The following is a 13344-nucleotide window of genomic DNA, read 5'->3' on the forward strand; positions in this document are numbered from 1 at the left end:
AGCCCGGCCGCCCCGGCACGATCCCGCCGCTAGCCCGCTGGATCCGGGGCGGACTCGTACAGCTCGTACCAGATGCACTTGCCGTCGCCCCGCGGGTCCACTCCCCACGCGTCGGCGAGCACCTCCATCAGCAGCAGCCCGCGCCCGGAGGAGGCCAGCTCGCCGGGGCGGCGGCGGTGGGGGAGTTCGTCGCTGCCGTCGGCGACGTCGAGGCGCAGCCGCCGGGCGCCGAGCCGGCCGCTGACCTCCGCGACCAGCAGGGCGTCGCCGTCGGTGTGCACCAGGACGTTGGTGACCATCTCGGAGAGCATCAGCACCGCCGACTCCACCTGGTCGCGGTCGGTCCAGTCGTGGAGCATGTCGCGCAGCTGCTGCCGGGCCTCCGCTATGCGCTCGGGCTCGGCCTGGGCGACCGTGACGGCGGTGCGCCGCACCGGGGCCGTGCCGGGGCCGACCAGGCACACCTCGGCGTCGCGCCGGATCAGCAGCAGGGCTATGTCGTCCTCGCGACGGTCGGCGAGATGGCCGGTGGTGTGGTGGGAGGGCGGCCCGTGCACCGCCTGGACCAGGGACTCGGCGAGCGCGTCGAGGTCGTCGGCGTCGTCGGCGTCGTCGGCGTCCACGGCGGCGTCCGCGGTCCGTTCGAAGACGGCCCGGATCCGGTCCCAGCCCGTCTCCATGTCGTGGCCGCCGGTCTCGATCAGCCCGTCCGTGCACATCAGCAGCGTCTCGCCGGGCTCGAGCACCATCCGGGTGGTGGGGTAGTCGGTGTCCGGGTCGACGCCCAGCGGCAGCCCGCCCGCGGTGGGGCGGATCATCATGGTGCCGTCGGCGAGCCGGACCGCCGGGTCGGGGTGGCCCGCGCGGGCGATGTCCAGCGTGCCGGCGACCGGGTCCACCTCCATATAGAGGCAGGTCGCGAAGCGCGGGTCGTAGCCGCCCTCGCCGCCGGGGCCCGGCGGCTCGGCGAGCCCGGCCAGAAAGCGGGAGGCGCGGGAGAGGACCGCGTCGGGGTGGTGGCCCTCCGAGGCGTACGCGCGCACCGCGATCCGCAGCTGCCCCATGATCCCGGCGGCGCGTACGTCGTGGCCCTGGACATCGCCGATGACCAGCGCGGTACGCCCCGAGGGCAGCCCGATCACGTCGTACCAGTCGCCGCCCACCTGGAGCCCGCCGCCGGTCGGCACATACCGCGCGGCCACCGTGAGCCCCGGGATGTCCGGCTTGTCGGCGGGCAGCATCGAGCGCTGGAGGCCGTCCGTCAGCTCGCGCTCCGTCTCCTGGAGCGAGGCGCGGGACAGCGCCTGGGCGAGCATCCGCGCGACCGTGGTGAGCACCGAGCGCTCGTCGGGCGAGAAGGTCACCGGGTGCGCGAAGCTCGCCATCCACGCGCCGATCGTGCGGCCCGCGACGATCAGCGGCAGAAAGGCCCAGGCCCGGCGGTTGACCGGCCGGGTGAGCGCCCAGGAGACGGGGAACCGGTCCCGGTAGTCCTCCGGGCCGGGCAGGTAGATCGCCCGGCCGGTGCGGATCACCTCGGCGGCCGGGCAGTCGGCGTCCAGCGGCTGGTCGGTGAAGGGGTGCTGGTCGCCCACCGGGTCCCCGTGCCGGCCGATCAGCGAGACCCGCTCGCCCTTGACCCCGAAGACCGCAAGACCGTCCGGCGAGAAGCCCGGCATCGACAGTCCCGCCGCGACCCGCAGCACCTCGGCGGTCGAGGGCGCCTCGGCGAGCGCCCGCCCCGCGTCCAGCAGAAACGCCTCGCGGCCCCGCCGCCAGTCGCCGGTGACGGGGGCCAGGGCGGCCGCGGAGGTGCCGGGCAGCGGCTCGGGGACCTCCTGGAGGGTGCCGACCAGGTCGTAGCTGTTCTCCGCGCCCCGTCTGCCGGGGGCGCCGCCGCTTATCACGGGCCGGCACCGGCTGCGTACGGTGCGCTGCACCCGGCCCTTCTCGTCCACGACCCGCACGCGGGCCTCGGCGAGGGTGCCCTCGGCCACGGCGAGATTCACGATCGCCTTGATCTCCACCCAGTCCACCGGGTGGAAGCAGGCGCGGGCGGCGGATTCGGGGAGGGTGACGGGCTCCGCGGGCAGCCCCACCAGCCGGGCCGCCTCCGCGTCGTAGGTCACGGCACCCGAGACACAGTCCCAGCGCCATAGGCCGGTCGCGATCGCGGCCAGCAGGTCCTCGGTGCGCATTGGCCCACCATATGGGGATATGCAGCGCCCTTACCAGTGAGGGGCGCGGCGCCGGTACGCTTGCCCAGAAGCTTCTCGAGGGTACGTACGCCTCCCGACCAAACGACTTGGATGAACGATGCATCGGTACCGGTCCCACACCTGCGGCGAGCTCCGCGCCGCTGACGTCGACACCGACGTGCGGCTCTCCGGCTGGCTGCACAATCGGCGGAACCTGGGCGGCATCCTCTTCATCGATCTCCGTGACCACTACGGCCTGGTGCAGCTGGTCGTCCGCCCGGACACCGCTGCCAACGACGCGCTGAGCTCCCTGTCCAAGGAGAGCGTCGTCCGGGTGGACGGCAAGGTCATCGCCCGCGGCGCGGAGAACGTCAACCCCGAGCTGCCCACCGGTGAGATCGAGGTCGAGGTCACCGAGATCGAGGTGCTCGGCGGCGCCGACCCGCTGCCCTTCACCGTCTTCCCCGAGGACGGGGTGAACGAGGAGCGGCGCCTGGAGTACCGCTTCCTGGACCTGCGCCGCGAGCGCATGCACCGCAACATCATGCTGCGCTCCGCCGTGATCTCCGCGATCCGGCAGAAGATGACCGCGCAGGGCTTCAACGAGCTGGCGACCCCGATCCTGTCCGCCACCTCGCCCGAGGGCGCCCGGGACTTCCTGGTGCCCTCCCGGCTGCACGCGGGCAAGTTCTACGCGCTGCCGCAGGCCCCGCAGCAGTTCAAGCAGCTGCTGATGATCGCGGGCTTCGACCGCTACTTCCAGATCGCGCCCTGCTTCCGCGACGAGGACGCCCGCGCCGACCGCTCCCCGGGCGAGTTCTACCAGCTCGACGTCGAGATGAGCTTCGTCGAGCAGGAGGACGTCTTCCAGGTCATCGAGAAGGTGATGACCGAGCTGTTCGAGGAGTTCGGCGGCGGCCGCCATGTCACCTCGCCGTTCCCGCGGATCCCGTTCCGCGAGGCCATGCTGAAGTACGGCTCCGACAAGCCGGACCTGCGCGCACAGCTGGAGCTGGTGGACGTCAGCCATGTCTTCGCGGACTCCGGCTTCAAGGCGTTCGCGGGCAAGCATGTGCGCGCGCTGGCCGTGCCGGACACCGCCGACCAGCCGCGGAAGTTCTTCGACCAGATGGGCGAGTTCGCCGTCGAGCAGGGTGCGAAGGGGCTGGCCTGGGTCCGGATCGGCGAGGACGCCAAGCTGACCGGGCCGATCGCGAAGTTCCTCACCGACGAGGACGTCGAGAAGCTGATCGCCGAGGTCGGGGGCAAGCCGGGCACGGCGATCTTCTTCGGCGCGGGCGAGTTCGACGAGGTCTCCAAGATCATGGGCGCGGTGCGGGTCGAGGCCGCGCGCCGGGCCGGGCACTTCGAGGACAACGTCTTCCGCTTCTGCTGGATCGTCGACTTCCCGATGTTCGAGCGGAACGAGGACACCGGGCAGATCGAGTTCTCGCACAACCCGTTCTCCATGCCGCAGGGCGGCCTGGAGGCGCTGCGGACCAAGGACCCGCTCGACATTCTGGCCTGGCAGTACGACATCGTCTGCAACGGTGTGGAGCTGTCCTCGGGCGCCATCCGGAACCACGAGCCGGATGTGATGTACCAGGCGTTCGAGATCGCGGGCTACTCCAGGGAAGAGGTCGAGCGCGAGTTCGGCGGCATGCTGCGCGCGTTCCACTTCGGCGCTCCGCCGCACGGCGGTATCGCCCCGGGCGTGGACCGCATCGTGATGCTGCTGGCCGACGAGCCGAACATCCGCGAGACCATCGCCTTCCCGCTCAACGGCAACGCGCAGGACCTGCTGATGGGCGCGCCCAGCGAGGTGGACGAGGCGCGGCTGCGCGAGCTGCACCTGTCGATCCGCAAGCCGCAGGTCAAGCAGGCGGACAAGGGCGCGGCGGACAAGGGTGCGGAGAAGTCGGCTGCCGAGTCCGGCAAGTAGCGCCGGGCCCTTTCGCAGGGCCCTTCCGGGCCCATCTGAGCCCCGCTTCCGCTTCCGGCGGAACGCGGGGCAACCAGGCCCCCGTCCCAACGGGTTCCTTGAATGTGAATGAAAATATGACTGTCGCACCGGTACGCGCGGCCCGGGCCTCCCGGAGGGGCGTGGCCCTGGCGGCCGCGGCCCTCGCCGTCGCCGCGCTCACCGGATGCGCGGCCTCGGCGGGTACGCCGTCCGGCGGATCCGAGCCCAGGGCCGGAGCCGCCGACGCCGCCGCGGAAAAGGACGGTCCGGCCCGGCGGCCCGCCACCGCCGTGCTGCGGAAGGGCCTGCCGGGGCTCGGCCCCCTCACCCTCGCCAAGGTGCCCGCGAACGCCCGCCAGGTGGTGGTCGTGACCGGCGAGGGCCGCGACTCCTCCGACTCGACGGTGGTCGTCTACCAGCGGCGGAACCCCGACGGCGACCCGGACATGGCCGCGGGCGCCGACTGGCGGGCCGTCGTCACCTGGGACGCGCACAACGCCCGGAACGGCTGGACCGACCGCCACGTCACCGGCGATCTGCGCTCCCCGGTGGGCGTCTTCGGCCTCACCGACGCGGGCGGCCGCCTCCCGGACCCCGGCACCGAGCTGCCGTACGACCGGTCCACCGGCGGCTTCACCATCGGCGGCACCGGCTTCGAGGGCGAGCCGCTCGCCGGGTCCTTCGACTACGTCGTGGCCATCAACTACAACCGCAAGCCGGGCACCTCCCCGCGCGACTGGACCAGGCCACTGGGCCAGAAGCGGGGCGGCGGCATCTGGTTCCATGTGGACCACGGCGGCCCCACGCAGGGCTGCGTCAGCGTCTCCAAGAAGCACATGAAGAAGCTGCTGCGCACCCTGGACCCGCAGCTGCACCCCGTCGTGGTGATGGGCGACGCGGCGTCACTGGCCCGCTGATACCGCCCGCCGGCGCGCCATACCGTTTCCACAGCTTCCTGAAATGCCCCTGCCAGGTTGCCCTCCTAGCGTCCCTGCCATGACTGAGGACTTCAGCGAAGCCCGGAACGAAGCCCGGAACGACGACGCCCGGCACACGGGCCCCGCGCACAAGCGCGACATGAGCAGACGACGGATGATCGTCGCGGGTGGCGCGGCGGTCGCCGCGACCGGCATCGGGGCGGCGATCGCGGCCGGCGCGTCGGCCAGCGAGACCTCTTCGGGCTCGGCCGCCGCCTCCGCCTCCGCGAGTTCGACGGCCACGTCGGGGGAGGTCTGTTACCGGCTCACCTCGGAGACCACCGAGGGCCCGTACTACATCGACGCGGACAAGATCCGTAAGGACATCACCGAGGACAAGGAGGGCATCCCGATGACCCTCCGGCTCAAGGTGATCGACTCCGAGACCTGCAAACCGCTGCCGAAGGCGGCGGTCGACATCTGGCACTGCGACGCACTCGGGCTCTACTCCGGCTACGAGAGCTCCAGCACCGGGGGCGGCGGCACCCCGCCCACCGGCACCCCGCCCACCGACGCCCCGACGGGCACCCCGACCGACGCGCCCACCGACGCGCCCACCGGGACCCCGCCGGGCGGCGGCGGGGGCGGCCACCAGGAGCCCACCGACGACAAGCGCTATCTGCGCGGCACCCAGCTCACCGACCGGCACGGCTACGTCGAGTTCACCACCGTCTTCCCCGGCTGGTACCGGGGCCGGTGCGTGCATGTCCACACCAAGGTCCACGTCGGCGGCACCCTCACCGACTCCGGATACGAGGGCGGCCACACCTGCCACACCGGCCAGCTCTTCTTCGCCGAGGAGGCGGTGCTCGCCTCCGCCGAGGTGACCCCGTACAGCACCAGCACCACGGAGCGCACGACCCTCGACGAGGACACGATCTACCCCGGCAACGGGGCCCAGGGCGGGCTGCTGAACCTGAAGTACAAGAAGGGCCGGATCGAGAAGGGCGTCGTCGCCACCCTCACCCTGGGCGTCGACCCCGACACGACCCACGACGGCACGGACCTCTGACCGACCCGCCGGACCCCGCTAGTACACGAAGTGCTCGGTCAGCCGGTGATCCACGCCGCACGGGTCCGTACGCTCCGCGCGGGCGGCCCGGTGGACGGCGCGCAGCAGGCGCCTCGGCGTGGCCCGGTGCTGCCACAGCACGGCCCGTACGCCGTACTCCATGACCGCCATCAGCTCCGTCTCGCGCAGCTCGCCCGTGATCAGCACCACCCGCTGCTCGCCGCCCCGCACCAGGCGGCGCAGCTCGGCCCCCGCGCGTGCGTCCAGGCGCTCGACGGACATGACGGCCACGGTGCCGCGCGGCTCGTCGCTGAACGGTCTCGGGCGGTCGATCAGTTGGACGGTGGGCTGGTGACGCAGGTGACGGACGACCCCGGCCCGCGACTGCGGGTCAGGGCCGTGGACCGTCACCGTGACACGTGGTGCGTCGGGCACTGCGCTCCTCGACCTCCTATGGATGGACTCCACAGGCTGGTCGAACGCGCTAAACGAACGGTTGTCGAGCGATCAACGATGCGAGCGACAGGAAAACGACGTGAAGGGGTGGCGGGCCGGGCCCGCCACCCCTTCACGCCCGGGTCTGTCGTTACTCGACAGGCTTTCCGTCGGTCTCCAGCCCGCCGTTGGCCTGCTCAGCGCCGCCGAAGCGCAGCCGGTAGGACTCCAGGTCCTCCTCGGTGATCTTCGCGAAGAGCACCGGCGGCACGGTGAAGGCCGTGCCGGCCGGGACGGAGGCCAGCGCCTTGGCCTCCTCCTGGCTCACCCACACCGCCGTGTCGTCCGCCAGCGAGAACGCCGACCGCATGGCCCGCGCGGAGGCCGGGATGAACGGCTCCGAGACGACCGCGTACAGGTGGATGAGGTTCATCGCCGTACGGAGGGTGAGGGCCGCCCCCTCCTGGTCGGTCTTGATCTCCAGCCAGGGCGCCTTCTCCTCCAGGTAGGAGTTGCCCGCGCTCCACAGCGCGCGCAGCGCGGCCGCGGCCTTGCGGAACTGGAGCGTGTCCATGTGCTCCTCGTACTCCGCGAGCAGCCGCGCGATCTCCTCGCCGAGACGCGCCTCCGCCTCCCCGGCGGCCTTCCCGGCCGGGACCTCGTCGCCGAACCGCTTGCGGGAGAAGGACAGCACCCGGTTGACGAAGTTGCCCAGGGTGTCCGCCAGGTCCTTGTTGACCGTGGCCGCGAAGTGCTCCCAGGTGAAGGACGTGTCGTCCGACTCCGGGGCGTTCGCGATCAGGAAGTAGCGCCAGTAGTCGGCGGGCAGCAGCTCCAGCGCGGCGTCGGTGAACACCCCGCGCTTCTGCGAGGTCGAGAACTTGCCGCCGTAGTACGTCAGCCAGTTGAACGCCTTGACGTAGTCGACCTTCTTCCACGCGTCCCGGGTGCCCAGCAGCGTCGCCGGGAACATCACGGTGTGGAACGGGACGTTGTCCTTGGCCATGAACTCGGTGTAGCGGACCGTCTGGTCCACGTCGTACCACCACGACTTCCAGTCGCGGTTCGCCGGGTCCAGGTCCGACCACTCCTTCGTCGCGCCGATGTACTCGATCGGGGCGTCGAACCAGACGTAGAAGACCTTGCCCTCGGCCGCGAGCTCCGGCCAGGTGTCGGCCGGAACCGGCACGCCCCAGTCCAGGTCACGGGTGATCGCGCGGTCCTGAAGCCCCTCGTTCAGCCACTTGCGGGCGATCGAGGACGCGAGCGTCGGCCAGTCCTTGCCGTGCTCGTCCACCCACGCCGCGACCTCTCCCGCCAGCTTCGACTGGAGCAGGAACAGATGCTTGGTCTCCCGCACCTCCAGGTCGCTGCTGCCGCTGATCGCCGAGCGCGGGTTGATCAGGTCCGTCGGGTCCAGCACGCGGGTGCAGTTCTCGCACTGGTCGCCGCGCGCCTTGTCGTAGCCGCAGTGCGGGCAGGTGCCCTCGATATAGCGGTCGGGGAGGAAGCGGCCGTCGGCGTTGGAGTACACCTGGCGGATCGAGCGCTCCTCGATGAAGCCATTGGCCTTCAGCTCGCGCGCGATGGTCTGGGTGATCTCCACGTTCTGCGCGGAGGAGCTGCGGCCGAAGTAGTCGAAGGCCAGGCCGAAGCCGTCGTAGACCGCCTTCTGCGCGTCATGCTGCTGCGCGCAGAACTCGTCCACCGGCAGGCCCGCCTCCTTGGCGGCCAGCTCGGCGGGGGTGCCGTGCTCGTCCGTCGCGCAGATGTACAGCACGTCGTGGCCCCGCTGGCGCATATAGCGGGAGTACACGTCGGCCGGGAGCATGGACCCCACCATGTTGCCCAGGTGCTTGATCCCGTTGATGTAGGGAAGGGCGCTGGTGATGAGGTGTCGAGCCATCGCGGGCTGCTCCCGGGTCGATGCAGTGAGTGACATGTCGCTCTGTGAGCACTCTGTGAGCTATGTGCCGAGCTGCTCTATGAGCCGTCATTATCGTATCCGAGCGGCGGGGGCCACCCGCGCGGCGTTTTTCGCGCCGTACGGGTGGCCCCCGCGTCGTAGCTCGTCCCCGGACGGGTCCGTGATCAGCTCAGCACGCCCGCCTCGCGCGCCTCCCGCAGCCACTCCGGGAACTCCACCATCAGCTGCCCGTACAGCTCCCCGTCGGACAGCGCGCGGGGGTCCTGGCCCGCGTGGAAGAACCCGGCGTTGTCCACGACCCGCTTGTCCGGCACCGCCAGCTCATCCAGCTTGCGGAGGAAGTCGAACCCCTTCGCCTCCGGGTCCCCGAACCCGACGAACTGCCAGAACAGCGGCAGCCGCGCGGCCTCGCACAGCGCCTTTTCGGCGGCCGCCTTGCTGGTGGGCGCGCCGTCCGTCTGGAAGATCACGAACGCGGGGGCGGTGGAGCCGGACTTCTGGTAGTGGTCGATGACCGCGTTGATCGCGTGGTGGTAATTCGTACGCCCCATGTGGCCGAGCGAGGAGTGCAGCTCGTTGACGCGGCCGCTGTAGTTGGTCAGGTCGATGTCGGCCGTGCCGTCGATGTCGGTGGAGAAGAACACGACCGGGACGGTGCCGTCGTCGTCGAGGTTCGCGGAGAGGGCCAGCGCCTGCTCCGCGAGGTGCTGGACGGTGCCGTCCTTGTAGTAGTTCCGCATCGACCCCGACCGGTCCAGCACGAGATAGACGGCGGCCCGGCCGCCCGCCAGCCCCTTCTGCGCCAGGGTCTCGGCGGCGGTCTTGTACAGGCTGACCAGCCCGGGCGCGCGGTTCTCCACGTCGGCGAGCGCGATGGCGGCGTCGGCCTTGGCCTCTGCCTTGACCTCTGCCTTGGTCTCAGCCTTGGTCTCTGCCTTTTCCGCGACCGGCGCGGCGGCGGGCTTCTCGGCGGCGTCGGCGGGTGCTTCGGCCTCGGCCTCGGCCTTCGGCTCGGCGGCGGGGGCGGGGGCTTCGGCGGTGACCGGCTCGGCGGGCTTGGCCGCGTCTTCCGTTTCCGCGTCGGCGTCGGCGTCGGCGGTGGCCGGGGTGGCCTCGGCCTTGGCGGGGGCGTCCGCCGCGTCGGCTTCGCTGCTGGGCGTGGAGGTGGCCTCGGCCTCCGCCACCACCGGCTCGGCGGGCTTCTCTTCGGCGGCGGGCTTCGGGGCGGGCTCGGGCGCGGTCTCCTGCTTCGGCTCGACCGGGTCGGCCGCTGCGGGGGTGCTCTCGGCCTTGGCCTCGGGCTCGGGCTCGGCCGGGGTGTCCGCGTCAGCGCTCGGCGCGGGGGTGGCCTCGGGCTCAGCCGCGGCTTCCGCCTCGGCGGCGTCGACGGTCTCCGCTGCCACTGGCTCGGCGGGGGCTTCGGCCTCGGGCTTCGGCTCGGCGGCCGGGGCGGGGTCCTCGGCGGTGACCGGCTCGGCGGGCTTGGCCGCCTCTTCCGCCTCGGCGTCGGCGTCGGCGGTGGCCGGGGTGGCCTCGGCCTTGGCGGGGGCGTCCGCCGCGTCGGCTTCGCCGCTCGGCGCGGTGGTGGCCTCGGTCTCCGCCACCACCGGCTCGGCGGTGGGCTCCTCGGCGTCTGCCGCAGCCGCGATCGGCTCGGCGGGCTTCTCTTCGGCGGCCGCCTGCTCCGGCTCCGCCTCGGCGGCGGGCTTCGGGGCGGGCTCAGGCGCGGTCTCCTGCTTCGGCTCGACCGGGTCGGCCGGCTCGGCCGCTGCGGAGGTGCTCTCGGTCTTGGCCTCGGGCTCGGCCGGGGTGTCCGCGTCGGCGCTCGGCGCGGAGGTGGTCTCGGCCTCGGGCTCGGTCTCGGCCGGCTTGCCGGGCTCCGTTGCCGCTTCCGCCTTCTTGTCGTCGGCCGGCTCGGCAGCGGCTTCGGGCTTGGGCTCGGGGTCGGCCTTCGGCTGGTCCTTCGCCTGCGACTCCGGGGCGGAGGACTCCAGGATCTCGTCGAGAGTCTTCAGCGGTTCGGCCAGAGACGGGTGGTGGGCTGCCGCCTCCTCATCCTCCGTCTGAGCCGCAGGAGTAGTCGCGGGCTTGGGCTCGGGCTTCGCCTCGGGCTCAGGCTTCGCCTCGGCCTTGGCCTCGGGCTCAGGCTTGGCGGGGGCGGTGGTGGCGGCGGCGGGCGGTTCTTGGGCGTCCGGGACAACTGCCGCCTCCGGCACAGCCGAAGCGTCGACCCGCGGCGTGCGGGAGCGTCCGAAAACTTTGCGCAGTAGGTCCCGTATGGCCATGGGAGATACCTCATCACGTGTCGAGTCCGGGGCATGGCGGTACATGTCCGTGGTGCGGAAAGGCTAGCGGGCCCTTCAGCAGTACTCAGCTGCCGATTCCGGTTACCCGCCGTTCACTCGTGATTCAGACGACGGTCGCCGGTCCGCGGCTCTACGCCCATAGCTTCGCCCCGGATGGGGTCCCGACACCGTGGCGGCGTGGGTTGCGCGCCGGACGGTCCACGCGCAATCGATGCGTGCAATCCGTACGGAGGGTAAGACGTGCGCAAGCTTCTGCCGCTCATCAGCTCACACCCGGGCGGTCGTTCCGCGCTCACATGCCGGTACCGCTGTGGTGACGCCTGTTTCCACGAGGTGCCGAACACGAGCGACAACGGCTACATCGGTGACGTCATAGCCGGTGCGCTGTCCCGCCGTTCGGTGCTGCGCGCCGGCGCCGTGGTCTCGGTCGCGGCCGCGGCCGGGGTGACCGCGGTGGGGCGGGCGCCGGAGGCCGCGGCGGCCGACGGGGCGGCCGTGGCCCAGGCCGCCGACAAGGGCGCGGGCAAGGCCGCCCGCGGCCTCCGCTTCTCTCCCGTGGCGCCCAACACCACCGACGCCGTCGTGGTCGCCGAGGGGCACGACCAGAACGTGGTGATCCGCTGGGGCGACCCGATCCTGCGCGGCGCGCCGGCGTTCGACCCGGCCAACCAGTCCGCGAAGGCGCAGGCGGGCCAGTTCGGCTACAACAACGACTACATGGCCGTGCTGGACATCCCGCACGAGCGCGACCGCCAGCTGCTCGTGGTCAACCACGAGTACACCGACGAGGTGCTGATGTTCGCCGGGTACGACGCGGCGAACCCGACCCGCGAGCAGGCCGAGATCGCCTGGGCCGCGCACGGCCTGTCCGTGGTGGCGACGCAGGAGGACCGCAAGCTCGGCAAGCTGACCGCCGTGTCGCGCCACCGCCTGAACCGCCGGATCACCGCGACCACGCCGTTCGAGGTGACGGGCCCGGCCGCGGGCAGCAAGCTGCTGCGGACCTCGGCGGACCCGACGGGCAAGCGGATCCTGGGCACGCTGAACAACTGTGGCGGCGGCATCACCCCGTGGGGCACGGTCCTGTCGGGCGAGGAGAACTTCAACCAGTACTTCGCCAACGCCGGTTCGGTGACCGACCCGACCACCGCCGCGCGCCTCAAGCGCTACGGCCTGGCGGGCGCGGCCACCGAGCGCAAGTGGGAGCGCTTCGACAAGCGCTTCGACGTGGCGCATGAGCCGAACGAGACCAACCGCTTCGGCTGGGTCATCGAGATCGACCCGTACGACCCGGAGTCGACGCCGCGCAAGCTGACCGCGCTGGGCCGGTTCAAGCACGAGGCCGCCGAGCCCCGGCTGACGGCGGACGGCCGTCCGGTCCTCTACATGGGCGACGACGAAAAGTTCGACTACTTCTACAAGTTCGTCTCGTCCAAGCGGATGATGAAGGGCACCAGCCGGGCCGCGCGCGAGCACAACCGCACGCTGCTCGACGAGGGCACGCTGTACGTCGCCAAGTTCACCGGGGACAGCCCGGCCGCCGAGATCGACGGCACCGGGAAGCTGCCGAAGGACGGCGAGTTCGACGGCTCCGGCGAGTGGATCGCGCTGGCGAGCGGCACCACCTCATATGTCGAGGGGATGACGGCCGAGGAGGTCTACGTCTTCACGCGGCTGGCCGCCGACAAGGTGGGCGCGACAAAGATGGACCGCCCGGAGGACGTGGAGCCCAGCCCGCGCACGGGCAAGGTGTATGTCGCGCTCACCAACAACAGCGACCGCGGCAAGGCGGGCAAGGCCCCGGCCGACGAGGCGAACCCGCGCAACAGCAACAAGCACGGCCAGATCCTGGAGCTGACCGAGCGCTGGGGCGACCCGGCGGCCCGCCGCTTCAGCTGGCGGCTGTTCTTGGTCTGCGGCGACCCGGCGGACCCGAGCACGTACTTCGGCGGCTTCCCGAAGGACCAGGTCTCGCCGATCTCCTGCCCGGACAACATCACCTTCGACGCGTACGGCAACCTGTGGATCTCCACCGACGGCAACGCGCTGGGCAGCCACGACGGGCTGTTCGGGGTGGCGACGTCCGGCCCCAGGAGCGGTGAGGTCAAGCAGTTCCTGACCGTTCCGACCGGGGCCGAGACCTGCGGTCCGATCGTCCAGGACCGGCGGGTCATGGTGGCGGTGCAGCACCCGGGCGAGGTCGACGGGGCGAGCGTGGAGAGGCCCGCGTCCACCTGGCCCGACGGCCCGGGCAAGCTGACCCGTCCGTCGGTGATCAGCGTGTGGCGGCGCGACGGCGGCGACATCGGAGCCTGATCCGGCCCGAGAATTATTCGGAATTCTCGGCATTCTCGACTGCGGCGGAATTGTCCCGGAGATCAATTCAACTGACATGCGGGTCAGTTGTGGTCCGGGGCAATTCCGCCGCTCGGCGTAGGGGGACATGCGGCGCGTGGCCGCCGTGCGAGCATGTCGTGCGCGCATGTCGTAGGCGCATGTCGTACGTGCATAGGGACGGTAAATCCG

The 13344-nt window shown here is 71.5% G+C and carries 8 protein-coding genes; 4 read left to right on the forward strand and 4 right to left on the reverse strand.

The genetic code is table 11. The features are described 5' to 3' along the window. Nucleotides 1-29: 29 nt before the first annotated feature. Nucleotides 30-2198, reverse strand: a complete 2169-nt coding sequence (locus ACH4S9_RS35720) for a SpoIIE family protein phosphatase (RefSeq protein ID WP_398375701.1) — start codon at nt 2196-2198, stop codon at nt 30-32. A gap of 118 nt (nt 2199-2316) precedes the next feature. On the opposite strand from ACH4S9_RS35720, the gene aspS reads away from it, so the two are divergent. The 3 genes from aspS (at nt 2317) to ACH4S9_RS35735 (ending at nt 6150) form a co-directional block, all read left to right on the forward strand. Continuing rightward, a complete protein-coding gene (aspS, locus tag ACH4S9_RS35725) occupies nt 2317-4140 on the forward strand; it encodes an aspartate--tRNA ligase (RefSeq protein ID WP_398375703.1) in 1824 nt (607 codons plus the stop codon). A gap of 116 nt (nt 4141-4256) precedes the next feature. Next, nucleotides 4257-5078 carry a L,D-transpeptidase family protein gene (locus ACH4S9_RS35730; protein ID WP_358848273.1) on the forward strand — a complete coding sequence of 274 codons (822 nt, stop codon included), beginning with the start codon at nt 4257-4259 and terminating at the stop codon, nt 5076-5078. 79 nt (nt 5079-5157) lie between these two features. Beyond that, nucleotides 5158-6150 carry an intradiol ring-cleavage dioxygenase gene (locus ACH4S9_RS35735; protein WP_398375704.1) on the forward strand — a complete coding sequence of 331 codons (993 nt, stop codon included), beginning with the start codon at nt 5158-5160 and terminating at the stop codon, nt 6148-6150. Between the two features lie 18 nt (nt 6151-6168). Here the strand turns inward: ACH4S9_RS35735 and ACH4S9_RS35740 are convergent, their stop codons facing one another. The 3 genes from ACH4S9_RS35740 to ACH4S9_RS35750 form a co-directional block, all read right to left on the reverse strand. After that, complete coding sequence (locus tag ACH4S9_RS35740) at nt 6169-6585, reverse strand: DNA-binding response regulator (protein WP_311728606.1); 417 nt, start codon at nt 6583-6585, stop codon at nt 6169-6171. Nucleotides 6586-6736: 151 nt separating this feature from the next. Further along, a complete protein-coding gene (gene metG / locus ACH4S9_RS35745) occupies nt 6737-8491 on the reverse strand; it encodes a methionine--tRNA ligase (RefSeq protein WP_398375706.1) in 1755 nt (584 codons plus the stop codon). 185 nt (nt 8492-8676) lie between these two features. Then, nucleotides 8677-10728: a VWA domain-containing protein gene (locus ACH4S9_RS35750; protein WP_398375708.1), complete on the reverse strand. Its 2052-nt coding sequence runs from the start codon at nt 10726-10728 to the stop codon at nt 8677-8679. Nucleotides 10729-11058: 330 nt separating this feature from the next. Between ACH4S9_RS35750 and ACH4S9_RS35755 the strand changes: the two genes are divergently transcribed. Beyond that, on the forward strand, nt 11059-13134 hold the full coding sequence (locus ACH4S9_RS35755; protein ID WP_398375710.1) for a PhoX family protein: 2076 nt from the start codon (nt 11059-11061) through the stop codon (nt 13132-13134). Nucleotides 13135-13344 lie beyond the last annotated feature (210 nt).

The organism is Streptomyces sp. NPDC021225 (assembly GCF_044332865.1).
GTDB lineage: Bacteria > Actinomycetota > Actinomycetes > Streptomycetales > Streptomycetaceae > Streptomyces.

Bases quoted from the DNA above. Each gene is read 5' to 3' on its own strand.
- aspS (WP_398375703.1), top strand. From the start codon at position 2,317: ATGCATCGGTACCGGTCCCACACCTGCGGCGAGCTCCGCGCCGCTGAC.
- metG (WP_398375706.1), bottom strand. From the start codon at position 8,491: ATGGCTCGACACCTCATCACCAGCGCCCTTCCCTACATCAACGGGATC.
- ACH4S9_RS35730 (WP_358848273.1), top strand. From the start codon at position 4,257: ATGACTGTCGCACCGGTACGCGCGGCCCGGGCCTCCCGGAGGGGCGTG.
- ACH4S9_RS35735 (WP_398375704.1), top strand. From the start codon at position 5,158: ATGACTGAGGACTTCAGCGAAGCCCGGAACGAAGCCCGGAACGACGAC.
- ACH4S9_RS35720 (WP_398375701.1), bottom strand. From the start codon at position 2,198: ATGCGCACCGAGGACCTGCTGGCCGCGATCGCGACCGGCCTATGGCGC.